The organism is Janibacter zhangyanbonis, assembly GCF_050507325.1.
Taxonomy (GTDB): Bacteria; Actinomycetota; Actinomycetes; order Actinomycetales; family Dermatophilaceae; genus Janibacter.
This window is the reverse complement of the sequence record NZ_CP191481.1, coordinates 657,780-679,884: the sequence shown is the minus strand read 5'-3', so window position 1 is coordinate 679,884 and position 22,105 is coordinate 657,780. Positions and strand designations below refer to the sequence as shown.

Here is a 22,105-nt window from a genome sequence, read left to right as displayed (position 1 = left end):
CTGGGAGACCGTAGGTGCGACGTCGAGAGGCCCTCATGATCGAGTTCACCCCGTCAGACGGCCCCACCCTCGGGGTCGAGTGGGAGATCGCCCTCGTCGACCGGGAGACCCTCGACCTCGTCCCGCTCGCCGACAGCGTCGTCGAGCCGCTCGCGGCCGAGGACGGCCTCGCGCCCAAGGTGCACCGCGAGCTGCTCACCAACACCGTCGAGATCGTCACCGGCATCTGCCACGACGTCCCCGAGGTCGTCGCCGACCTCTCCGACAGCCTCGCGAGGTTGCGCGGGGTGGCCGACGGGCTCGGGCTGGAGCTCATCAGCGCCGGCACCCACCCCTTCGCCCGCTGGGAGTCGCAGCAGGTGAGCGAAGGGGAGCGCTATGCCACGCTCATCGACCGCACCCGCTGGTGGGGCCGGCAGATGGTCATCTACGGCGTGCACACCCACGTCGGCGTCACCCACCGCGACAAGGTCCTGCCGCTGCTCGGCGGCATGCTCACCTATGCCCCGCACCTGCAGGCGCTGTCCGCCTCCTCCCCCTGGTGGGGCGGGGTGCCGACCGACTACGCGAGCAACCGCGCGCTGCTCTTCCAGCAGCTGCCGACGGCCGGGCTGCCCTTCCAGTTCGACACCTGGGCCGAGTACGAGCGCTATGTCGACGACCTGCTCGTCACCGGCGTCATCGACGAGCTCAAGGAGGTGCGCTGGGACCTGCGCCCGGCCCCGCACCTGGGCACGCTCGAGGTGCGGGTGTGCGACGGCGTGCCGACCCTCCACGAGATCGCGGCCCTCACGGCCCTGACGCAGTGCCTGCTCGTCCACCTCGACGACCGGCTCACCGACGGCGGCACGATCCCGACGCTGCCGCCGTGGCACGTGCAGGAGAACAAGTGGCGCACCGCGCGCTACGGCATGGACGCGATCATCATCCTCGACTCGCGCAACCGCGAGCGGCTCGTCACCGACGAGCTGCACGACCTGCTCGAGCGGCTCTCCCCGATCGCCCGCCGCCTGGGCTGCGAGACCGAGCTCGCCGGCGTCGAGGAGATCATCCGCCGCGGCGCGAGCTACCAGCGCCAGCTGGCCGCGGCCGACGCCCACGGCGGTGACCTCGTCGAGGTCACCCGCTCGCTCGTCGCGGAGATGCGCGCCGGGCGACCGCTGACGGCCTAGCCGGGGGCGTCTCGAGGCTCGTTCCTCGCACCTCGACGACCGGAGCGGGTATGACGAAGGGCGGTGCCCACCGTGAGGTGAGCACCGCCCTTCGTGGTCTCGAAGACCAGCGGTGATCCGTGGATCAGCGCTTGCTGTACTGCGGCGCCTTGCGGGCCTTCTTGAGACCGGCCTTCTTGCGCTCCGGGACGCGGGCGTCACGGGTGAGGTAGCCGGCCTTCTTGAGGGTGGCGCGGTTGAGCTCGGGGTCGACGCCGTTGAGCGAGCGGGCGACGCCGAGACGGACGGCACCGGCCTGGCCGGAGGGGCCACCGCCGTGGACGCGCACGAGCACGTCGTAGGCGCCGTCGAGCTCGAGCGCGACGAGCGGCTCGTTGACGATCTGCTGGTGGACCTTGTTCGGGAAGTAGTCCTCGAGCGCACGCCCGTTGACCTTCCACTCGCCGGTGCCCGGGACGATCCGGACGCGGGCGATGGCCTGCTTGCGGCGGCCGGTGGCCGAGCCGGGGGCCGACGCGGAGGGGCGGCGCACGGGCTCGTCGGTGCCGACGGGGCCCTCGGACTCGGAGGTGTAGGAGCTCAGCTCGGGCTCGTCGCCCTCGAGCACCTCGGTGTTGTCGGTGGTGTCAGCCACAGTGGTTCCTCAGTTCCTTCTGGGCGGCGCTTACTGCGCGACCTGGGAGATCGTGTAGGGGGTGGGCTGCTGAGCGGCGTGCGGGTGCTCGGCACCGGCGTAGACCTTGAGCTTGCTCAGCTGCTGGCGGCCGAGGCTGTTTCGGGGCAGCATGCCGCGCACGGCCTTCTCGACGGCGCGCGTCGGGTGCTTCTCCAGCATCTCGGTGTAGTTCATCGAGGACAGACCGCCCGGGTGACCCGAGTGACGGTAGGCGCGCTTCTGCTCGGCCTTGGCGCCGGTCAGCGCGATCTTGTCGGCGTTGATGATGATGACGAAGTCGCCGGTGTCCACGTGGGGGGCGAAGGTCGTCTTGTGCTTGCCGCGCAGCAGCGTCGCGGCCTGGCTCGCCAGACGGCCGAGCACGACGTCGGTGGCGTCGATGACGTGCCACTGACGGGTGATCTCACCGCCCTTAGGGGTGTACGTGCGCATGATGATGCCTTCTGCTCGTCGTTCGCTTGCCCCTGCGGGGGCGAAGGGGAGGCGCCGCACGTCGCGAGGACGGGGCGCCGCTGGGTTCAATTCTACGGACACCGCACCCGCGGCAGAAATCCGCACACCGGCCGCAAAACCCTTGGTAGATCAAGGATCTCCCACCTCCAGCGGCCTCCCCCGGCAGCCCGCGACCGGAGATTGCACAAAACTTGTGCGATTCTGGGCAGGTGAGCGACTCCCCTTCGACCGACGCCTGGCGACTGCTCGCGCACCCGCTGCGCTCGCGCATCCTCGCCCACCTGCGGCTGCACGGCGCCGCGACCGCGGCCGAGCTCGCCCGCGCGCTCGGGACCAACACCGGTGCGACGAGCTATCACTCGCGGGTGCTCGCCGAGGCGGGGCTGCTCGAGGACACCGGCCTGGGCGACGGCCGCTCCCGGGTGTGGGCCGCCGCCGAGGAGGACGAGGAGCGCGCCGTCGACACCTCGGTGGCCGTGAGCACGATCGACGACGCCGACGACCTGGCCGACGCCCTGTGGCTCGCCCACGACCTCGTCGACCACCACACGCAGCGCATGCACGGGTGGGTCGACGCGCAGGTGTCGTGGCCGCTGGTGTGGCAGGAGGAGTGCGGCCTCGACGACCGCGAGGTGCTCGTCGACGAGACCCAGCTCGCGGCGCTGCGGGCCGAGCTGGGCGCGGTGCTCGACCGCTACCGGCGACGCGGCGCCGGCACACCGGGCGCTCGTCGGGTGAGCGCCGTCGTCGCCCTCACCCCCCTGCCCCGCTAACCGGCCTAGGCTGACGGCGTGGGCGGAGACGAGGCGGGCACCGAGCGGCACTGGCTGTGGGGCGTGCTGCTGCGTCTGGTCATCGCCTTCGCGGTCGTCGCCGTCGTCACGCACACCCTCGTGCGCCCCTTCGTCATCCCGTCGGCGTCGATGGAGCCGACCCTCATGACCGGCGACCGGGTCATGGCGCAGATCGTCGGGGTCGACGGCGAGCACCTCGAGCGCGGCGACGTCGTCGTCTTCGGCCACGGCGAGACGTGGGCGTCGGACGGCATCGACGAGCCCAACCCGGTCAAGGACGTCATCCGCTACGGCGGCGACCTCCTCGGCGCCGGGCCGAGCCACACCGCGCACACGGTCAAGCGCGTCATCGGCCTGCCGGGCGAGACGATCTCCTGCTGCGACGACCAGGGCCTCGTCCTCGTCGACGGCGAGCCCCTCGACGAGCCCTATGTGCGGCGCGACCTCCCCTTCGCCGGAGGGTGCGAAGGGGGCACCGCCCCCCGATGCTTCCCCGACGTCACCGTCCCCGAGGGCTCTTACCTCGTCCTCGGCGACAACCGCGCCAACAGCGACGACTCCGTCGCCGCGTGCCGCGGCCGGGCGACGGGTCGCTGCGACGCGAAGTTCGTCGGCGCCGACCACGTCGTCGGCACCCTCGGCTGGCGCTGGTGGCCCCTACCACCCGGCCGCGCCGAGCGGCTCGACTGACCTCGCCGCGACGGGCGCGTGGGATCGGGACGCCGCTTCGCACCATCGCCCCCGCCCAGGCGCTACCTTGAGCCCATCGGTCGACAGATCGGCTGTCGACGACGATGACGGGGGAGCTCGATGAAGAGTGTCTGGCAGGTCTGCGCGTTCGCTGCCGTGGGTGGTCTGGTGTTGGGGACAGGGGGGGGCGCCTCCGCGGCCCAGACGCCACCGCGCCCAGGGGGCCCGCATGTGTTGACTGCTGCGGTCGGCGCCCCGGGAGCCTCCCCCGTCCCTGACTCCACGGTGTACATCGAGAGGCCAGTCGTTGTGCCTGAAGGGCTCCGCATGGAGCCAGTCGGCCAGGCGGTAATTCGCCCGGACGGGTCGTTCGAGACCACCCTTCCTGACGTTCCGGCTGACACCGATGGGCAGGTCGAGTTGTTCTTCTCCTGGTCCGATGGGATGGCGGGCGAGATGAACACCAGCGCGCTCATCAACGAGGAGCAGCTGGAAACCCAGGGAGCAGCGCTTGGAGATCTGCAGCCTCAAGATGCCGACACGGGCAGTGCCGACGCCGAGGCCGCAGCGGCGGAGGCGGCCGGCGACGTCGTCGAGGACCTGGGCGCCGAGACGGCATCTACGGCTGAGGTCATCGAGGCCGGTGAGTTGGGCGGCGTCACCTACGCGGACGTGGAGGTGTCTGTCGCCCCTGAGGGCACTGCGGCGGCAGGCACGAATGGTCCCATCACCGCGGCTGAGTGTCGCTCGCTCGGTGGCTCCACCCAGTGGCACTACATCAAGCCGTACGGGGTCGCCTCGAATACCAGCCGCAACATCTACGCCCCCGTCCAGCGCGTCAGGACCGAAAATCGCACGACCTCCAGATACACACTTGAGCACACGAAGGGCACGAAGACGTCGCTGTTCTTCCAGTCTGGGACGAAGTTCGTTGCGGGCGGCCTGTCAACCGCGATCAGCGAGTCCTCCAGCCTCGGCGCTGGCGTGAACATCGGCGCCGAGAAGAGCCGGATCATCAAGACGAAGGTCAACTACCGGAAGTTCAAGCAGATGTGCCGCTCTGAGTCCCCCCTACGCACGATCTGGTGGAACATGGACGGGCGATCCTGGCAACCCCAGAAGACGTATCTCGGCCAGATCGACTTCGGCTACTGGTCCACGCCCTTCTCCTGCCACTCGTGGAACAAGCGGTACTTCACCTCCTCGGACATCTGGGTCGCTCGGACGAGCGCCTTCTACTTCAGCGGATCGTTCACCCTCGCGGGCGCCCTCGGGGCCTCGCGTGAGCAGAACTCGTCCACGGTCTCGACGAAGAGCCACATCCGACGATCCGGCTATTACGGGTTCACGCTGTGCGGACAGGACGGTCCCGACCCCAACATCGCACGAGACATGAAGGAAGTGCGCGCTTCCTCATGATCCGGCGATCCACCGCGCTTGCAGCTGCTGTGTTGTGCCTGATCATGGCCACGTCATGCTCCCTCTCGGAGCAATTGCCGTGGGCGGAACCTCGTTACCTCACGGATGGCTCGGATGGTCGAGCGCCGGTGGGCAGCGAGGGTGTGCCCGTTGAGGTCGGAAAGCCGATGTCGTACTCGCTGACGAGCATCAAGGCGACGACTCCCGGCGTGAACCCCCGCATCACCGACGTCACGATCGACGCCGACGACGGGATCACCCTCGTGGGCGTGGGTGTCCTGGATTCGAAGGCCTCTGTCGGGGGTGTCGTTCTCGAAGACTTCCCACCGGAGTCCTACTTCAGAGAGTTCCCCCAGGACCGCGACAACTACCATCCAGGCCTACCGACCCGGCCGGTGCCCGGGGGTGGCCGTGCCTGGTCTCTCGTGGGGGGCCTGACGACGGATCGTCTCGGACCCACACTGATCCGCTCCGTCACCGTCACCTACGAGCTCGACGGCCACAGCCACAAGCAGACCTTCGACGTCCTCGCCAACTTGTGCGGCTACAAGGGCGACCCGAAGACCGTGAGGTGCGAGGCCCCCGCCGTCGAGTAGGTGTCCCGCAGGCTCAGTCGCGACGGGCGCGGGCCTCGACGGCTCGCGCCCCGAGCGCGTCGTCCGCGGGATAGGTCACCTCGACGAGGCACAGCCCGTGCGCCGGCATGACCTTGACCCGCGGGTCGCGGGCGCCGGCCGTGAGCACCTCGGCGGGGAAGTCGACGCCCCGTTGCCCCGCACCCACCGGCACGAGGGCCCCGATGAGGGCGCGCACCATCGAGTGGCAGAAGGCATCGGCCACGACCGTGGCCTCGAGCAGCCCGTCGTCGCGCCGGGTCCAGTCGTAGCGCAGCAGGGTGCGGGTGGTCGTCGCCCCTTCCCGCTTCTTGCAGAATGCCGCGAAGTCCCGCAGGCCCAGCAGGCGCTGCGTGGCGGCGTTCATCGCGTCGACGTCGAGCGGCGTGCGGAGCGAGACCACCTCACGACGACGAAGGGGGTCCACCCGCGCCTGGTCGTCACCGACGAGGTAGCGGTAGCGCCGGCTCGTCGCGGAGAAGCGCGCGTCGAAGCCCTCGGCAGCCCGGCTGACGCGGTGGACGACGACATCGGGTGGGAGCACACCCCGAAGCCGGGTGGCCAGGGCCTCCTCCGCGGGCCGGTCTGAGTGGCCCCGCGCCCGCTCGAGCTCTGCCGGCTCGACGTCGACGTGCACGACCTGACCGGCAGCGTGGACGCCGGCGTCGGTGCGTCCGGCGACGGTCAGCCGCGCCGGCTCGGGCAGGCGCAGGACGGTCGTCACCCCGCGCGACAGCTCCTCCTCGACCGTCCGCAGCCCCGGCTGCGCGGCCCAGCCGTGGAAGTCCGTGCCGTCGTAGGCGAGGTCGAGTCGCAGCCGCATGCGGGCCAGCGTAGGCGACGCCTGCGACGTCACCGCCGAGCCAAGACGAAGGGAGCGCCGCCCACCCCGTGGGGTGAGCGGCGCTCCCTTCGCATGCAGTCGGCCGTCAGGCTCAGGCCTCGTCGGACTCCTGCTGCTTGGCCTCGCCACCGGCGGGCTCGAAGCCCGCAGCCTTGGCCTCGTCAGCGGTCTTGAACCAGACCTCGGCGACCGTCTGGTCGTACCACTGCGAGCCGGCGACGTGGTACTTCATCGAGTCGAGGTTGCCCTTGACCGTGTAGTCGTCGCTCGGCGCGGCGCCGTCCTCGAGGGGCGCGGCGGCACCCTCGGGCAGGTCGGCGACGGCGGCCGGAGCGGCGGTCTCCTCGGCGGCAGCCTCGGTGGTCTCGACCGGGGCCTCGGCCTCGGCGGCCTCGTCCTTGGCGGAGCGCTTCGTGGCGGCCTCGGCCTCGGCGACGACGGCGCGCTTCGGCTTGGCGTTGACGGGCTCGCGGACGAGCTCGATGACGCACATCGGGGCGTTGTCACCCTTGCGGGGGGCGATCTTCGTGATGCGGGTGTAGCCACCCTCGCGCTCGGCCATGTCGGGCGCGATCTCGACGAAGAGGCGGTGGACGACGCTCTTGTCCTGGACGGTCGTCATGACCTTGCGGCGGGCGTGCAGGTCACCGCGCTTGGCGAAGGTGATCAGACGCTCGGCCAGCGGACGCAGACGCTTGGCCTTGGCCTGCGTCGTCGTGATCTGGTCGTGCTCGAAGAGCGCGGTGGCGAGGTTCGCGAGGATGAGCCGCTCGTGAGCCGGGCCGCCACCGATACGGGGACCCTTGGTGGGGGTGGGCATGGTGTTCTCCTTGGAAGTTCTGACCTACCGCGTCAGCGGTGAGGTCGGGAAGCGGTGGGTCAGAGCTGCTCGTCCTCGGCGAACGAGGCGTCCTCGTCGCCGGACTCGTCGTAGTCGTCCTCGCCGTAACCGGGGATGGTCGTCGGGTCGAAGCCGGGAGGGCTGTCCTTGAGCGCCAGGCCCATCTCGTGCAGCTTGGCCTTGACCTCGTCGATCGACTTCGCACCGAAGTTGCGGATGTCGAGCAGGTCGGCCTCGCTGCGGCCCACGAGCTCACCCACGCTGTGGATGCCCTCGCGCTTGAGGCAGTTGTAGGAGCGGACGGTCAGGTCCAGGTCCTCGATCGGCAGGGCCAGGTCGGCGGCGATCGCGGCGTCGGTCGGCGAGGGGCCCATGTCGATGCCCTCGGCCTCGATGTTGAGCTCACGGGCCAGGCCGAAGAGCTCGACGAGGGTCTTGCCGGCGGAGGCCAGCGCGTCCCGCGGGGAGATCGAGTTCTTCGTCTCGACGTCGACGACCAGCTTGTCGAAGTCGGTGCGCTGCTCGACACGGGTCGCCTCGACCTTGTAGGTCACGGCGAGGACCGGCGAGTAGATGGAGTCGACCGGGATGCGGCCGATCTCCTGGTCACCGGTCTTGTTCTGCTGCGCGGAGACGTAGCCGCGGCCGCGCTCGACGGTCAGCTCCATCTCGAGGGAGCCCTTGTCGTTGAGCGTCGCGATGTGCAGGTCCGGGTTGTGGACCTCGACACCGGCCGGGGGGTTGATGTCGGCAGCGGTGACCGCGCCGGCGCCCGACTTGCGCAGGTACATCACGACCGGCTCGTCATTCTCCGAGGAGACGACGAGGGACTTGATGTTGAGGATGATCTCGGTGACGTCCTCCTTGACCCCGGGGATCGTGGAGAACTCGTGGAGCACGCCGTCGATCCGGATCGAGGTGAGGGAGGCACCCGGGATGCTCGAGAGCAGGGTGCGACGCAGCGAGTTGCCGATGGTGTAGCCGAAGCCGGGCTCGAGGGGCTCGATGACGAACCGCGAGCGGTTGTCGGCGATGACCTCTTCGCTGAGGTTGGGGCGCTGTGCGATGAGCACGTCTGTTTCCTTCCCACGGGCGACCGCTATATGACGCCTCGTGAAGGTGCCGGTCTGGTGGCCGGCGGTTGGTGCGCCTCTGTCCGTGCACCAACCGTGAGGCTCCTGCTCCCTTCGCACGAGGCGAAGGGAGCAGGAGCGACGGTGATCAGTTCTTCGAGTAGAGCTCGACGATCAGCTGCTCGGTGAGCTGGGTGTCGATCTGCTCGCGGGTCGGCAGCTGGTGCACGAGGATCTTCAGGCTGCCCGGGACGACGTGGAGCCACGCCGGGACCGGACGCTCGCCGAAGGTCTCACGCGCGAGCTGGAAGGGGAAGGCCTCCACCGACTGCTTGCGGATCGTGATGATGTCGTACTGCTCGACGCGCTGGCTCGGGACGTCGGTGCGGACACCGTTGACCTCGAAGTGGCCGTGCGTGACGAGCTGGCGAGCCTGACGACGCGTGCGGGCCAGGCCCGCGCGGTAGATGACGTTGTCGAGGCGCGACTCGAGGATGGTCAGCAGGTTGTGACCGGTCTGGCCGGGGCGGTTGGCCGCCTCCTTGTAGTACCGGACGAACTGCTTCTCCATGACGCCGTAGGTGAAGCGGGCGCGCTGCTTCTCCTGCAGCTGGGTGAGGTACTCCTTCTCCTGGATCCGCCGACGGCCGTGCTGGCCGGGCGGGAAGGGACGGAGCTCGAAGTTCTTGTCGCCGCCGACGAGGTCGAGCTTGAGTCGACGCGACTTCTTGGTGATGGGGCCGGTGTAACGAGCCATGTCTTATCTGTCTCCCGTATCTCTGCTGCTCAGACGCGACGGCGCTTGGGCGGGCGGACACCGTTGTGCGGGCTGGGCGTGACGTCCTGGATCGCGCCGACCTCGAGGCCGGCGGCGGTCAGGGAGCGGATCGCGGTCTCACGACCGGAGCCCGGGCCCTTGACGAAGACGTCGACCTTCTTCATGCCGTGCTCCATGGCGCGACGTGCAGCGGCCTCGGCAGCCATCTGGGCGGCGTACGGGGTGGACTTGCGCGAGCCCTTGAAGCCGACCTGGCCGGCAGAGGCCCACGAGATCACGGCACCGGTGGGGTCGGTGATCGAGATGATGGTGTTGTTGAACGTGCTCTTGATGTGGGCCTGGCCCACGGCCACGTTCTTCTTGACCTTGCGGCGCACCTTGGCGCCGGAGCGGGTCTTGGGGGGCATGTTTCTCCTACGAAGCTCTTCGGTGTGTGGTGATCACCGCGCGGCCGGAGCCGGCTGCGGCGACACGTGGTGTGTCAGGCCTTCTTCTTGCCTGCGACGGTGCGCTTCGGGCCCTTGCGGGTCCGGGCGTTGGTCTTGGTGCGCTGACCGCGGACCGGGAGACCGCGGCGGTGCCGCAGGCCCTCGTAGGTGCCGATCTCGACCTTGCGGCGGATGTCGGCGGCCACCTCGCGGCGGAGGTCACCCTCGAGCTGGACGTTGGCCTCGAGGTAGTCACGGAGGGCGACGAGCTGGTCGTCGTTCAGGTCCTTCACGCGGGTGCTCGGGTCGACGCCGGTCTCGGCGAGGGCCTTCTGTGCGGTCGTGCGTCCCACACCGAAGATGTAGGTCAGGGCGACCTCGGCGCGCTTCTCGCGCGGCAGGTCGACTCCAACAAGTCGTGCCATGTGCTGGCTTCCTTCTCGTTCTCTCGGAGGTCTGGTGCACCACCGGTCCGGCGGTGGGTCCCGCCGATGGTGGCGGGCCGCTCGGTCCCCGGCCTCCGAGCCGGGGGTGACGTCCTGCTCCGCGAAGGGAGAGGGGCCGGGTGGTGCGTCGTTCTTCAGTTGGCGTTGCTCGAGGATCTGTGGCGATGAGCCAAGGTCCCCGCCGTGCGGGCCGTGGTGGCCGCGATCAGCCCTGGCGCTGCTTGTGGCGCAGGTTGTCGCAGATCACCATGACCCGACCGTTACGGCGGATCACCTTGCACTTGTCGCAGATCTTCTTGACGCTCGGCTGAACCTTCATTGCCGTCTCGCATCTTTCATCGATCTGTCCCGACCCACGGGTGGTGGATGCCGGGTCGTGCGGGAGTTGCGTCCCTCGTCGGTCGCCGTGTCGACGACCGCCTCGGTCAGCGGTAACGGAAGACGATCCGGCCGCGGGTCAGGTCGTACGGGCTGAGCTCGACGACAACCTTGTCCTCGGGGAGGATTCGGATGTAGTGCTGCCGCATCTTGCCCGAGATGTGGGCGAGAACCTTGTGACCGTTGGTCAGCTCGACCCGGAACATTGCGTTCGGGAGCGCTTCGACGATCGTGCCCTCGACCTCGATGACACCGTCCTTCTTGGCCATACCCTCTCAATCCGTTGGTGGTCGCCTCCTGGGTGGAGGCCACCGCGTGTGGCACGCGCGAGATGACCTCCCCGGAGAGCGGGAAGGCATGACACACGTGACCGACAGTCAAGAGTAGGGCACCGGCCCACTCGGAGGGAAATCGCACCCCCCACGTAGGCTCGCTGCATGACCGGCCTGACCATCGCACTCGTCGGCTCCGCGGACTGGCCGGACGCCCCCTTCGTCTCGCGGGCGGTGACCGCCCTCGCCCCCGACGCGCACGTGCGGTGGCTGCCGGCGGGGGCCACGATCACCCCCGACGTCGACGCCGTGTGGCTCCTCGCCCCGCCGGCCTCGGCCCCGGCGACGACCCACGACGTGACGACCGGCTGGGCCCTGCAGCTCGGCGTCCCGGTCGTCGGTCCCCTGCGTGCAGGCGAAGGGAGTCGCCTGGCCCCCTCCCCCGGCAGCCGCTTCGCCGCGATCACCGGCACGGCAACGGTCGACCTGCCGGCACAGCGGGGTGCCGCCCGCCCCGGCCGCGACTACGTCGACGCCCCCGGCACGGTCTGGTACGCGCAGGCCCACCGCGGCGGCGAGCCGGCGGTCGTGAGCGCGGGCGGGTCCCCCTTCGCCACCCTCACCGACTTCCCCCTCGCCACGGCAGAGGGGGTCCACCCGCTCGCCCTCGACCTCGTCGCAGCCGCCCGGCAGCGGGCCGCCGGCCGCAGGGCACCGGTCGCGGCCGGGCCGTCGATGCGGGCGCTGCCCGACGACGAGCCGCGCAGCTATGTCCACCAGATGCGCACGGCCGGTCACCGCTGGTGGCGACCGCTGCTCGCCCTGGCCGCGGGTGTGGGGACCTGGCTCGTGCTCGCGACGGTGCTGAGCATCGCGTGGTTCATCGCCGACCCCTCGCTCCTCGAGGCCTCGAGCGCCACCGAGATCGACCCCTCGGACCCGCTGACGATGCTCATCAGCAACCTGACGCTCGCCGCGCTCATCCCCGCGACGCTCGTCGCCACCCGCGTCGGTCACTGGCGGCCGATGGGCAAGGTGTGGTCGGTGACCGGGCGCATCCGGTGGCGCTGGCTCGGCACCGCCTCGCTCGTCACCCTCGTCGTCTGGGGTGGCTATCTCGCGGCGACGTGGGTGCTCTCGGGCGAGGAGCCCACCGAGCGGCCCGAGCACTGGCCCTGGCTGCTCGTCATCACCCTGCTCACGACGCCGCTGCAGTCCGCCGGCGAGGAGGTCGCCTTCCGCGGCGGGCTCATGCAGGGCGTCGGCGCGTGGATCCGCCGCCCGGTCGTCGCGCTCGTGGTGACGACCGTCCTGTCGGCGGTGATCTTCGCGCTGGCGCACACCTCGCTCGACCCGTGGGTGCTGCTCGACCTCGGCGGCATGGCCGTCGCCTGCTGCTACCTCACCTGGCGCACCGGCGGCCTCGAGGCCGCCATCGTGCTGCACGTGGTCAACAACCTCGTCATCATCGTCGGCCTGACCCTGCTCGGTGGGCTCGACACCGCCTACGTCACCGAGGACACGACGAGCACCGCCGCCTCGGGCGGGCTCGGGGTCGTCGCCACCTTCGTCATGACGGCGATCCTGCTGTGGCTGGCCCGGCGCTCGGGCATCGCGCCCCGGGGCTTCGGCCGCCCGGCCCTCTCCCCCGACCGCGCCGTCCCCGCGCCCAGGTAGGCCGCATTTCCCTAAGGTCGTGCGGCGAGGTCCTCGGCGAAGGACGCGATGATCCGGGCGGCGCCGTCGACGGCGCTCACCTCTCCGGTGCGCACGCCCGGGGTGATCTCGGCGAGCAGCTCGCGCACCCGCGGCGAGCGCCGCACGGCGTCCCGCAGCTCGGAGTCGACCATCGCCCACATCCACTCGCGCTGCTGCTCGGCCCGACGGGCGTGCAGCGATCCCTGCGCCTCGAGCCACTCGCGGTGCTCGAGCACCGCGGCCCACACGTCGTCGAGCCCGTCGCCGGTCTGCGCGCTGCACGTGAGCACCGGGGGGCGGCGGGCGTCAGGGTCGGAGTTCATCAGCCGCATCGCGCCCGAGAGCTCGCGAGCAGCGACCCGGGCGTCGCCGGCGTGCTCGCCGTCGGCCTTGTTGACCGCGATGACGTCGGCCATCTCGAGGATGCCCCGCTTGATGCCCTGCAGCTGGTCGCCGCCACGGGCGAGGGCGAGCAGGAGGAAGGTGTCGACCATCTCGGCGACAGCGACCTCCGACTGACCGACGCCGACGGTCTCGACGAGCACGACGTCATATCCAGCGGCCTCGAGGACGAGCATCCCCTCACGGGTCGCGCGGGCGACACCGCCCAGGTGCGCCCCCGACGGCGAAGGCCGGACGAAGGCGTCCTCGCTCGCCGTCAGCTGCGCCATCCGGGTGCGGTCACCGAGGACCGACCCACCGGTGCGCGAGCTGCTCGGGTCGACGGCGACGACGGCGACCCGGTGCCCGCGCTCGATGAGGCGGGTGCCGAGGGCGTCGATGAAGGTCGACTTGCCGGCACCGGGGATGCCGGAGATGCCCACGCGCATGCCCTGCCCGGTGTCGGGGGCGATGAGCGCGAGCAGCTCGCGAGCCCGCTCCCGGTGGTCCGGGCGCGAGGACTCGACGAGCGTGATCGCCCGGGCGATGTGGGCGCGCGAGCGCTCCCGCACCCCCCGGGCGAGGTCGGCGACCGACTCAGGCATCGGTGCCGGCGGCCTGCTCCCGCAGGCGGTCGACGAGTCGGCCGGCCGCCTCGGCGATGACCGTGCCGGGCGGGTAGATGTCGTCGGCCCCGGCGGCACGCAGCTCGTCGAAGTCCTGGTCGGGGATGACACCACCGACGACGATCATCAGGTCCTGGCGCCCGAGCGCGTCGAGCTCCTGGCGCAGCGCCGGCACGAGGGTCAGGTGACCAGCGGCCAGCGACGACACCCCGACGACGTGCACGTCGCCCTCGACGGCCTGACGGGCCACCTCGCCGGGGGTCTGGAAGAGCGGGCCCACGTCGACGTCGAAGCCGAGGTCGGCGAAGGCCGTCGCGATGACCTTCTGCCCGCGGTCGTGACCGTCCTGGCCCATCTTGGCGACGAGGATGCGGGGGCGACGCCCCTCCTCCTGCTCGAAGTCCTCGACCTTGGCCAGGACCTCGTCCACGGCGCCGCCCTTGCCAGCCTCGTCCCGGTACACACCGGAGATCGTACGGATCTGCGCGGTGTAGCGGCCGTAGACCTCCTCGAGCGCCGCGGAGATCTCGCCGACGGTGGCCTTGGCGCGGGCCGCGTCGATGGCCAGCGCGAGGAGGTTGGTCTCCATCGTGCCGCCGTCGGCCTTGGCCGCCTCGGTGAGCGCTGCGAGAGCCGCGCGGGTCTCCCCTTCGTCACGCTCCGACCGCAGGCGCTCGAGCTTGGCGATCTGGGAGGCGCGGACCGCGGCGTTGTCGACCTTGAGGATCTCGATGGCCTCGTCGGCGGTGCTCTCGGTGACCGGATAGGTGTTGACGCCGATGACCGGCTGCTGGCCGGAGTCGATGCGCGCCTGGGTGCGGGCGGCCGCCTCCTCGATGCGCATCTTGGGGATGCCGGCCTCGATCGCCTTGGCCATGCCGCCGGCCGCCTCGACCTCCTCGATGTGGGCCCAGGCCCGCTGCGCGAGGTCGTGCGTCAGGCGCTCGACGTAGGCGCTGCCGCCCCACGGGTCGATGACGCGGGTCGTGCCGGACTCCTGCTGGAGGACGAGCTGGGTGTTGCGCGCGATGCGGGCGGAGAAGTCGGTCGGCAGCGCGATCGCCTCGTCGAGCGCATTGGTGTGCAGGCTCTGCGTGTGGCCCTGCGTCGAGGCCATCGCCTCGACGCACGTGCGCACGACGTTGTTGTAGACGTCCTGCGCCGTCAGGCTCCAGCCGGAGGTCTGCGAGTGGGTGCGCAGCGAGAGCGACTTGGCGCTCTTCGGCTCGAAGTTCTCCTTGACCAGGCGCGCCCACAGCAGGCGGGCCGCGCGCAGCTTGGCCACCTCCATGTAGAAGTTCATGCCGATGGCCCAGAAGAAGGACAGCCGCGGCGCGAAGGCGTCGACGTCCAGGCCCGCCTCGCGGCCGGCGCGGATGTACTCGATGCCGTCGGCGAGGGTGTAGCCGAGCTCGAGGTCCTGCGTCGCCCCGGCCTCCTGCATGTGGTATCCGGAGATCGAGATGGAGTTGAAGCGCGGCATCCGCTGGCTGGTGAAGGCGAAGATGTCGGAGATGATCCGCATCGAGGGAGCCGGCGGGTAGATGTAGGTGTTGCGGACCATGAACTCCTTGAGGATGTCGTTCTGGATGGTGCCGCTCAGCTGCTCCGGGCTCACCCCCTGCTCCTCGGCCGCGACGACGTAGAGGGCGAGGATCGGCAGGACCGCGCCGTTCATCGTCATCGACACGCTCATCCGGTCCAGCGGGATGCCGTCGAAGAGCGTGCGCATGTCGTAGATCGAGTCGATGGCGACACCGGCCATGCCGACGTCTCCCTCGACCCGCGGGTGGTCGCTGTCGTAGCCGCGGTGGGTCGCCAGGTCGAAGGCGACGGACAGGCCCTTCTGCCCCGCGGCGAGGTTGCGCCGGTAGAAGGCGTTGGATTCCTCGGCCGTCGAGAAGCCGGCGTACTGCCGGATCGTCCACGGCTGGTTGACGTACATCGTCGGGTAGGGACCGCGGAGGAAGGGAGCGGCGCCGGGGGCGGTCTCGAGGAAGTCGAGGTCGGCGGTGTCGGCCTCGGTGTAGACCGGGGCGACCTCGATCTTCTCCGGGGTCTCCCAGCCGTCGGCCGCACCGGGGGTGGCGTCGAGGGCCTCCTGCCAGCGCTCGGCGGCGTCGGCGGACGGGACTCCGTCGCCGAGGTCGACGGTGTCGAAGGTGGGGATCTGCGCGCTCATGCGTCTGCTCCTGCCTGCGTGGCGCCCGGGGCGCCGAGGGTGTCGAGGAGGTCGGTGAGGAAGGTGACGACGTCCATGCCGTCGCGGACCTCGCCGTCGACGGTGGTGTCGCCGACCTCGGTGGCCTTGCCGGCGACGAGGATGCGCTGCACACCGGCATCGCGAAGGGAGGCGACGCCCGCCTCGGCGTGTGCCTCGTAGCCGCGGGCGGACGAGGCGAGGATCGCGACGGGCGCGCCCTGCGCGGCGCTCGCCACGGCGCCCGGGTCGCTACCCTCGCCGACCTCGACGACCTCGGGGCGGATGCCCGCGACGCCGAGGAGGTTGGTGACGAAGGTCAGGCGGGCGGTGTGCTCCTTGGCCGGGCCGAGGGCGAGGACCGGCACGCTGACGTCGCCGGCGGCGGTGCGCTCGCGCAGCGCCTCGAAGACCTCGCTGTCGCGGCGACGCGGCAGGCCGCCGGTCGGCTCGGTGCGCGGCGTGCGGGTCAGCAGGGTCTCCCCCGCGAGCGGGAAGGTCGAGGTGCCGGTGATCGGCATCGCCCGGGTGGCCAGGGCCTCGTCCCGCTCGGCGCGGGTGGCGGCGAGGCGCTCGGCGACGGCGCCCGCCGCGAGCGCGGCGGCGGCACCGCCGGCGGCGTCGAGCTGACCGAACCAGGTCCAGGCAGCGCGGGCGAGCTCGTCGGTGAGGGCCTCGACGTAGGCGGAGCCGCCGGCCGGGTCGGCGACCCGCGCGACATTGGACTCCGACGACAGCAGCGACTGCGTGTTGCGGGCGACCCTGCGGGAGAAGGCGGTCGGCAGGCCGAGCGCGTGGTCGTAGGGCAGCACGGTGATCGCGTCGGCGCCACCGGCGGCGGCTGCGAAGCAGGCGATCGTGTCGCGCAGCAGGTTGACCCACGGGTCGGTGCGCGTCTGCATGCGCCACGAGGTCACGGCGTGGATCCAGGCGCCCCGGTCGGCCTCGGGCACCTCGAGGACCTCGCCCACGCGGGCCCAGGTGCGGCGCAGGGCGCGCAGCTTGGCGATCGTCGCGAACTGGTCGGCGGTCGCTGCGACGCGGAAGTCGATGCGACGGAAGGCCTCGGCCGGCTCGACGCCCGCCTCGGCGAGGTGGCGCACGTAATCGAGGGCGGTCGCCAGGGCGAGGGCGATCTCGTCCTGCGCGTCGGCACCGGCGTCGTGGTGGACCCGGGTGTCGACGGTGATGGCGCGCACCCCGGCGAAGCGGTCGCGGCAGGTGGCGACGGCCTCGACGAGCGGCGCGAGGTCGGGCGTGCCGCCGACCGTGGCGACCTGACCGATGGGGTCGTGACCGAGGCTGCCGCTCACGGCGGTGGGGTCGACCCCCTTCGCCTCCCAGGCGGCGACGAGCGCGGCCGCGGCGGCGCTCTGGTCGTCGGTCGAGCTGACGACGACCGGGGCGAGGTCGGCCATGACGTCGGTGAGGACCTCGGCGACGTCACCGGCGGCGATGCCGTCGGCGCCGACGTGCAGCCACACCGAGCTCACGCCGTGCTCGAGGTCGTCGAGGACCGCCTTGCGGCTCGCGGCCGCGTCGGGGTCGTCGTGCAGCTGGCGCACGTCCCACGGCAGGTCGGGGTTGCGGGGGCCACGGCCACGGGTGAAGGGCATCGCGCCCGGCACGCCGAGGGCGGTGCCCGGCTGCGGCCAGTAGATCGGGTCGATGTCGATGCCGCCGGGCAGGTGGCTGGTCAGGGCCTCGCGGGCGCCGGCGCCGTCGACCTTGCGGTCGTCGGGACGGGACTTGTTGACGACGGCGGCGGCCAGGTCCGCCCACGCGTCCGGGCCCACCGGGGCGAAGCCCTCGGCCAGGCCCATGACGTCGTCACGTGCAGGGGGAAGGGTCATCCTCGAAAGCTCCTCATCGACCCGGCCGCGGCGTCACGGCGTCGGACATGACTGACTTCGCACCCTACCGACCGTCACCACGGTGCGAAGGGGGTGTCCAGCGTCGCGTGGGCCACACCCCACGCTCCCTGAGGAGCTTGCTCTGCACGCGTCTCGAAGGGTGTCCGAGATCAGTCCAGCGGACCGAAGGGAGCGCCCAGCGCGGTGAGCTCTGCCTCGCCACCGTCGAGGGCGGTGAGCACCCACAGGCCGCGCTCGGTGAGCGCGACGGTGTGCTCCCAGTGGCTGGCGACGGAGCCGTCGTCGGTGACGACGGTCCACTCGTCAGGCAGCACGTGGTTGGCCTGGTCGCCGAGGGTGACCATCGGCTCGATGGCCAGGGTCGTGCCGACCGGCGTGCGCGGCTGACGGCCGGGCTCGCGGTAGTTGGGCACATTGGGCGGCAGGTGCATGTGCTCACCGATGGCGTGACCGGTGTAGTCCTGCACGATGCCGTAGTCGACGCCGTCGGCGCGCGCGTCGTCGGTGATCGAGTCCTCGACCGCGCCGCCGATGTCGTTGAGGTCCCCTCCGGGGCGAAGGGCGGCGAGCCCGGCCCAGAGGGAGCGTCGGGTGACCTCGTTGAGCCGCACGGCGGCCGGGTCACCTGCGGCATCGCCCCCAACGACGAGGGTGATGGCGGAGTCGCCGTTCCACCCGTCGACCTCGGCGCCGCAGTCGATGCTCAGCAGGTCGCCGTCACGCAGCACCCGGTCGCCCGGGATGCCGTGCACGATCTCGTCGTTGACCGAGGTGCACAGCGTGTTGACGTAGCCGGGGACGAGCTGGAAGTTGGGCACTCCCCCGCCGCTGCGGATGAAGTCCTCCGCGAGGGCGTCGAGCTGCCCGGTCGTGACGCCGGCGCGGACCTCGCCGCGCAGCATCTCGAGGGTGCGACCGGTGAGCAGACCCGCCACGCGCATCGCCCGGAGCTGGTCCGGGGTGCGCGGGCGGATCCGCTCACGGCCGAAGAGGGACAAGACTCAGGCGCCCAGGGCCGCGACGATGCGCTCGGCGACCTCGTCGACCTCGCCCTCACCGTCGACGGTGACGAGCAGGTTGCGCTCGGCGTAGGCGTCGGACAGCGGCTTGGTCTCACGGTGGTAGATGGCCATCCGCTCGCGGATGACCTCCTCGGTGTCGTCGACGCGACCCTCGAGCTCGGCGCGCTTGAGCAGGCGCGCGACGACGACCTCGTCGTCGACGACGAGCTCGAGCACCTTGTCGATCGCGTGGTCGCCCTTGGCGAGCATCGCGTCGAGGGCGGTCACCTGCGCGGTCGTGCGAGGGTAGCCGTCGAGGAGGAAGCCCGGAGCGGCGTCGTCCTGCGCGAGGCGGTCCTCGACGATCGCGTTGGTGATGTCGTCGGAGACGTAACCACCGGAGGCGAGGATCTCCTTCACCTGGAGACCGAGCTCGGTCTCGTTCTTGATGTTGGCGCGGAAGATGTCACCCGTGGAGATCGCGGGGATGCCGTAGTGCTCGGCGATCCGGCCGGCCTGGGTGCCCTTGCCGGCACCGGGGGGACCCAAAATGATCAGACGCATCAGCGGAGGAATCCTTCGTAGTGGCGTTGCTGGAGCTGGGACTCGATCTGCTTCACCGTCTCCAGACCGACCCCGACCATGATGAGGATAGAGGTACCGCCGAAGGGGAAGTTCTGGTTGGCCCCGACGAGCACGAGTGCGATGAGCGGGATCAACGAGACGAGAGCGAGGTAGATGGCGCCCGGCACGGTGATGCGGGTGAGCACGTACTGGAGGTACTCGGCCGTGGGTCGCCCGGCCCGGATACCTGGGATGAAGCCTCCGTACTTCTTCATGTTGTCGGCAACCTCGGTGGGGTTGAACGTGATCGACACGTAGAAGAAGGTGAAGAAGAGGATCATCGCGGTGAAGACCGCCATGTAGATGGGGTGGTCACCCCGGACGAGATAGGTGTTGATCCAGTCGACCCAGCCGGGGTTGTCACCCTGCGGGTCGGTCTGGAACTGCGCGATCATCTGCGGCAGCGCGAGCATCGAGCTCGCGAAGATCACCGGGATGACGTTGGCCATGTTGACCTTGATCGGGATGTAGGTCGAGGTGCCGCCGTACATCTGCCGGCCGACCATCTTCTTGGCGTACTGGACCGGGATGCGGCGTTGGCTCTGCTCGACGAAGACGACCGCGGCGATGATGACCAGGCCGATCGCGATGACGAGGAAGAAGAGGTCCCAGCGGCCGTCGCGCTGCTGGATCGCCCACAGCGAGCTGGGGAAGGTCGCGGTGATCGACGTGAAGATCAGCAGCGACATGCCGTTGCCGACGCCCTTGTCCGTGACGAGCTCGCCGAGCCACATGATCAGACCGGTGCCGGCCGTCATCGTCAGGACCATGAGGATGATCGAGAACATCGAGTCGCGGTAGAGGATCGGCCCGCACTCGGCGTTGTTGAACAGGCTCGCGGGGTTGCGCGCGAAGGTGATGAAGGTGGCCGACTGGAGGATGGCCAGGGCGATCGTCAGGTAGCGCGTGTACTGCGTCATCTTCGCCTGACCCTGCTGCCCCTCCTTCTTCAGCGCCTCGAAGCGAGGGATGACGACCGTGAGCAGCTGCACGATGATGCTCGCGGTGATGTACGGCATGATCCCGAGCGCGAAGATCGACAGCTGGAGCAGCGCCCCACCGCTGAAGAGGTTGGCCATCCCGAGGAAGTTGTTGCCGGCGTCCTGCCGGGCCCCCGCGATGCAGTCCTGCACCGCCGTGTAGTTGACGTTGGGCGTCGGCACGTGCGACCCGAGGCGGAAGAGCACGATGATGCCCAGCGTGAAGAGCAGCTTGCGCCGCAGGTCGGGCGTCTTGAACGCCCGGGTGAAGACGGAGAGCACGTGGGTTCCTCCAGGACGGTGCCGGGATGCAGATGTGGGCTGCGGGCAGGGCCCACCGACGGTGAGCAACCTGTCAGACGATACCTGCCGCGACTGCGAGGTCGCGACGTGACCCGCATCCCCCTTCGACGAAGGGGGCCGGGAGACGCGTCGAGGCCGTCCCGGTGAGCCGGGACGGCCTCGATGCAGATGGACCGAAAGGGGTCAGCGAGCAGTGATGCTGCCGCCGGCCGCCTCGATCTTCTCCTTGGCGCTCGCGGAGAAGGCGTCGACCGTGAGGTCGACCTTCACCGTGATCTCGCCGGAGCCGAGCACCTTGACGAGGTGACCGTCGCGGACGGCACCCTTCGCCACGAGCTCCTCGACGCCCACGCTGCCACCCTCGGGGAAGAGCGCGGAGATGCGGTCGAGGTTGACGACCTGGTACTCGGTCTTGAAGGGGTTCTTGAAGCCACGGAGCTTGGGCAGACGCATGTGCAGCGGCGTCTGACCACCCTCGAAGCGCTCCGGCACCTGGTACCGGGCCTTGGTGCCCTTGGTACCGCGGCCGGCGGTCTTGCCCTTCGAGCCCTCACCGCGACCCACGCGGGTCTTGGCGGTCTTGGCCCCGGGGGCCGGACGCAGGTGGTGCACCTTGAGAGCGTGCGTACCCTGCTCCGGGGTCGGGTTGGCCTTGGAGTCAGCCATGATCAGTCAACCTCCTCGACGGTCACCAGGTGGCGAACCGTCTGGACCATGCCACGGATCTCCGGGCGGTCCTCCTTGACGACGACGTCGCCGATGCGCTTCAGACCGAGGCTGCGCAGCGTGTCGCGCTGGTTCTGCTTGCCACCGATCTCCGAACGGGTCTGGGTCACCTTGAGCTGTGCCATCACGCACCCGCCTTTGCCTTCTCGGCGGCCTCGGCGCGACCAGCGGCCTGGGCGCGCAGCATGGCTGCCGGGGCGACCTCGTCCAGGGGCAGACCGCGGCGAGCCGCGACGGCCTCGGGACGCTCGAGGCCGCGCAGGGCCTCGACGGTCGCGTGGACGATGTTGATCGCGTTGTCCGAGCCGAGGCTCTTGGACAGCACGTCGTGGATGCCGGCGCACTCGAGCACCGCACGCACCGGCCCACCGGCGATGACACCGGTACCGGGGCTGGCGGGGCGGAGCATGACGACACCGGCCGCGGCCTCACCCTGGATGGGGTGCGGGATCGTGCCCTGGATGCGCGGGACGGTGAAGAAGTTCTTCTTCGCCTCCTCGACGCCCTTGGCGATCGCGGCCGGGACCTCCTTGGCCTTGCCGTAGCCGACACCGACGGTGCCGTCGCCGTCACCGACGACGACCAGGGCGGTGAAGCTGAAGCGGCGACCGCCCTTGACGACCTTGGCCACGCGGTTGATGGTCACGACGCGCTCGAGGAACTGGCTCTCGGTGCGGTCACGGCCACCGTCACGACGGTCACGGCCACCGCCGCGGTTGTCACGACGGTCGTTGTTGGAGCGCTCGTTGGTGCCTGCGGCACCGGCGCCTCGACGCTGGGGTCCGGGCATCAGATGTTCCTCTTCTCGACGTTC

25 protein-coding genes are annotated in these 22,105 nt (G+C 70.4%); 6 read left to right on the top strand and 19 right to left on the bottom strand.

What is annotated here, in order from left to right; translation table 11 throughout:
• The first annotated feature begins 35 nt into the window (after nucleotides 1-35).
• A complete protein-coding gene (locus ACQBJO_RS03415) occupies nucleotides 36-1,172 on the top strand; it encodes a glutamate--cysteine ligase (RefSeq protein ID WP_421007166.1) in 1,137 nt (378 codons plus the stop codon).
• 124 nt (nucleotides 1,173-1,296) lie between these two features.
• Here ACQBJO_RS03415 and rpsI read toward each other — a convergent pair whose 3' ends face one another.
• Entirely contained in the window at nucleotides 1,297-1,806 is a 510-nt protein-coding gene (rpsI, locus tag ACQBJO_RS03410) for a 30S ribosomal protein S9 (protein WP_255185384.1), read from the bottom strand.
• Nucleotides 1,807-1,836: 30 nt separating this feature from the next.
• On the bottom strand, nucleotides 1,837-2,280 hold the full coding sequence (rplM, locus tag ACQBJO_RS03405; protein ID WP_255185383.1) for a 50S ribosomal protein L13: 444 nt from the start codon (nucleotides 2,278-2,280) through the stop codon (nucleotides 1,837-1,839).
• Nucleotides 2,281-2,510: 230 nt separating this feature from the next.
• On the opposite strand from rplM, the gene ACQBJO_RS03400 reads away from it, so the two are divergent.
• The 4 genes from ACQBJO_RS03400 (at nucleotide 2,511) to ACQBJO_RS03385 (ending at nucleotide 5,800) form a co-directional block, all read left to right on the top strand.
• Nucleotides 2,511-3,074 (top strand): helix-turn-helix domain-containing protein, encoded by a 564-nt coding sequence (locus tag ACQBJO_RS03400; RefSeq protein ID WP_255185382.1) that lies wholly within the window; start codon nucleotides 2,511-2,513, stop codon nucleotides 3,072-3,074.
• 18 nt (nucleotides 3,075-3,092) lie between these two features.
• Nucleotides 3,093-3,785, top strand: coding sequence for a signal peptidase I (gene lepB, locus ACQBJO_RS03395; RefSeq protein ID WP_421007167.1), 693 nt, complete (start codon nucleotides 3,093-3,095; stop codon nucleotides 3,783-3,785).
• Nucleotides 3,786-4,112: 327 nt separating this feature from the next.
• Nucleotides 4,113-5,204, top strand: coding sequence for a hypothetical protein (locus tag ACQBJO_RS03390; RefSeq protein WP_421007168.1), 1,092 nt, complete (start codon nucleotides 4,113-4,115; stop codon nucleotides 5,202-5,204).
• Between the two features lie 128 nt (nucleotides 5,205-5,332).
• The gene (locus tag ACQBJO_RS03385; RefSeq protein ID WP_421007169.1) at nucleotides 5,333-5,800 is read left to right on the top strand and encodes a hypothetical protein; all 468 of its coding nucleotides are present in this window, start codon (nucleotides 5,333-5,335) and stop codon (nucleotides 5,798-5,800) included.
• 13 nt (nucleotides 5,801-5,813) lie between these two features.
• Here ACQBJO_RS03385 and truA read toward each other — a convergent pair whose 3' ends face one another.
• From truA to infA, 8 genes are all read right to left on the bottom strand, one after another.
• Nucleotides 5,814-6,641 (bottom strand): tRNA pseudouridine(38-40) synthase TruA, encoded by an 828-nt coding sequence (truA, locus tag ACQBJO_RS03380; RefSeq protein ID WP_421007170.1) that lies wholly within the window; start codon nucleotides 6,639-6,641, stop codon nucleotides 5,814-5,816.
• 112 nt (nucleotides 6,642-6,753) lie between these two features.
• Nucleotides 6,754-7,482 carry a 50S ribosomal protein L17 gene (gene rplQ, locus ACQBJO_RS03375; RefSeq protein WP_421007171.1) on the bottom strand — a complete coding sequence of 243 codons (729 nt, stop codon included), beginning with the start codon at nucleotides 7,480-7,482 and terminating at the stop codon, nucleotides 6,754-6,756.
• A 59-nt stretch (nucleotides 7,483-7,541) separates the two neighbouring features.
• The gene (locus tag ACQBJO_RS03370) at nucleotides 7,542-8,576 is read right to left on the bottom strand and encodes a DNA-directed RNA polymerase subunit alpha (RefSeq protein ID WP_421007172.1); all 1,035 of its coding nucleotides are present in this window, start codon (nucleotides 8,574-8,576) and stop codon (nucleotides 7,542-7,544) included.
• 148 nt (nucleotides 8,577-8,724) lie between these two features.
• A complete protein-coding gene (rpsD, locus tag ACQBJO_RS03365; RefSeq protein ID WP_255185377.1) occupies nucleotides 8,725-9,333 on the bottom strand; it encodes a 30S ribosomal protein S4 in 609 nt (202 codons plus the stop codon).
• 29 nt (nucleotides 9,334-9,362) lie between these two features.
• The gene (rpsK, locus tag ACQBJO_RS03360) at nucleotides 9,363-9,761 is read right to left on the bottom strand and encodes a 30S ribosomal protein S11 (protein ID WP_007928041.1); all 399 of its coding nucleotides are present in this window, start codon (nucleotides 9,759-9,761) and stop codon (nucleotides 9,363-9,365) included.
• Nucleotides 9,762-9,835: 74 nt separating this feature from the next.
• Nucleotides 9,836-10,207, bottom strand: coding sequence for a 30S ribosomal protein S13 (gene rpsM / locus ACQBJO_RS03355; protein ID WP_255185376.1), 372 nt, complete (start codon nucleotides 10,205-10,207; stop codon nucleotides 9,836-9,838).
• A 226-nt stretch (nucleotides 10,208-10,433) separates the two neighbouring features.
• Entirely contained in the window at nucleotides 10,434-10,547 is a 114-nt protein-coding gene (rpmJ, locus tag ACQBJO_RS03350) for a 50S ribosomal protein L36 (RefSeq protein ID WP_007928044.1), read from the bottom strand.
• 106 nt (nucleotides 10,548-10,653) lie between these two features.
• Nucleotides 10,654-10,875 (bottom strand): translation initiation factor IF-1, encoded by a 222-nt coding sequence (gene infA, locus ACQBJO_RS03345; RefSeq protein ID WP_007928045.1) that lies wholly within the window; start codon nucleotides 10,873-10,875, stop codon nucleotides 10,654-10,656.
• A gap of 168 nt (nucleotides 10,876-11,043) precedes the next feature.
• Here infA and ACQBJO_RS03340 point away from each other — a divergent pair, with 168 nt between their 5' ends.
• The gene (locus ACQBJO_RS03340) at nucleotides 11,044-12,555 is read left to right on the top strand and encodes a CPBP family glutamic-type intramembrane protease (protein WP_421007173.1); all 1,512 of its coding nucleotides are present in this window, start codon (nucleotides 11,044-11,046) and stop codon (nucleotides 12,553-12,555) included.
• Between the two features lie 11 nt (nucleotides 12,556-12,566).
• On the opposite strand, the gene meaB is transcribed toward ACQBJO_RS03340, so the two are convergent.
• The 9 genes from meaB to rpsE all read right to left on the bottom strand — a co-directional run bounded on the left by meaB (nucleotide 12,567) and on the right by rpsE (nucleotide 22,081).
• A complete protein-coding gene (meaB, locus tag ACQBJO_RS03335) occupies nucleotides 12,567-13,562 on the bottom strand; it encodes a methylmalonyl Co-A mutase-associated GTPase MeaB (RefSeq protein ID WP_255185374.1) in 996 nt (331 codons plus the stop codon).
• Nucleotides 13,555-15,765 (bottom strand): methylmalonyl-CoA mutase, encoded by a 2,211-nt coding sequence (scpA, locus tag ACQBJO_RS03330; RefSeq protein ID WP_255185373.1) that lies wholly within the window; start codon nucleotides 15,763-15,765, stop codon nucleotides 13,555-13,557. The genes meaB and scpA overlap by 8 nt, the downstream gene beginning before the upstream one ends.
• A complete protein-coding gene (locus ACQBJO_RS03325) occupies nucleotides 15,762-17,636 on the bottom strand; it encodes a methylmalonyl-CoA mutase family protein (RefSeq protein WP_421007174.1) in 1,875 nt (624 codons plus the stop codon). The genes scpA and ACQBJO_RS03325 overlap by 4 nt, the downstream gene beginning before the upstream one ends.
• A gap of 170 nt (nucleotides 17,637-17,806) precedes the next feature.
• Nucleotides 17,807-18,655 (bottom strand): type I methionyl aminopeptidase, encoded by an 849-nt coding sequence (gene map / locus ACQBJO_RS03320; protein ID WP_421007175.1) that lies wholly within the window; start codon nucleotides 18,653-18,655, stop codon nucleotides 17,807-17,809.
• Between the two features lie 3 nt (nucleotides 18,656-18,658).
• On the bottom strand, nucleotides 18,659-19,222 hold the full coding sequence (locus tag ACQBJO_RS03315; protein WP_255185370.1) for an adenylate kinase: 564 nt from the start codon (nucleotides 19,220-19,222) through the stop codon (nucleotides 18,659-18,661).
• Entirely contained in the window at nucleotides 19,222-20,544 is a 1,323-nt protein-coding gene (secY, locus tag ACQBJO_RS03310) for a preprotein translocase subunit SecY (RefSeq protein ID WP_255185369.1), read from the bottom strand. Before secY ends, ACQBJO_RS03315 begins: the two co-directional genes overlap by 1 nt.
• A gap of 204 nt (nucleotides 20,545-20,748) precedes the next feature.
• Nucleotides 20,749-21,231 carry a 50S ribosomal protein L15 gene (gene rplO / locus ACQBJO_RS03305; RefSeq protein WP_255185368.1) on the bottom strand — a complete coding sequence of 161 codons (483 nt, stop codon included), beginning with the start codon at nucleotides 21,229-21,231 and terminating at the stop codon, nucleotides 20,749-20,751.
• Between the two features lie 2 nt (nucleotides 21,232-21,233).
• Nucleotides 21,234-21,416 (bottom strand): 50S ribosomal protein L30, encoded by a 183-nt coding sequence (rpmD, locus tag ACQBJO_RS03300; protein ID WP_072623779.1) that lies wholly within the window; start codon nucleotides 21,414-21,416, stop codon nucleotides 21,234-21,236.
• A complete protein-coding gene (rpsE, locus tag ACQBJO_RS03295) occupies nucleotides 21,416-22,081 on the bottom strand; it encodes a 30S ribosomal protein S5 (protein WP_255185367.1) in 666 nt (221 codons plus the stop codon). The genes rpmD and rpsE overlap by 1 nt, the downstream gene beginning before the upstream one ends.
• Nucleotides 22,082-22,105: the final 24 nt, after the last annotated feature.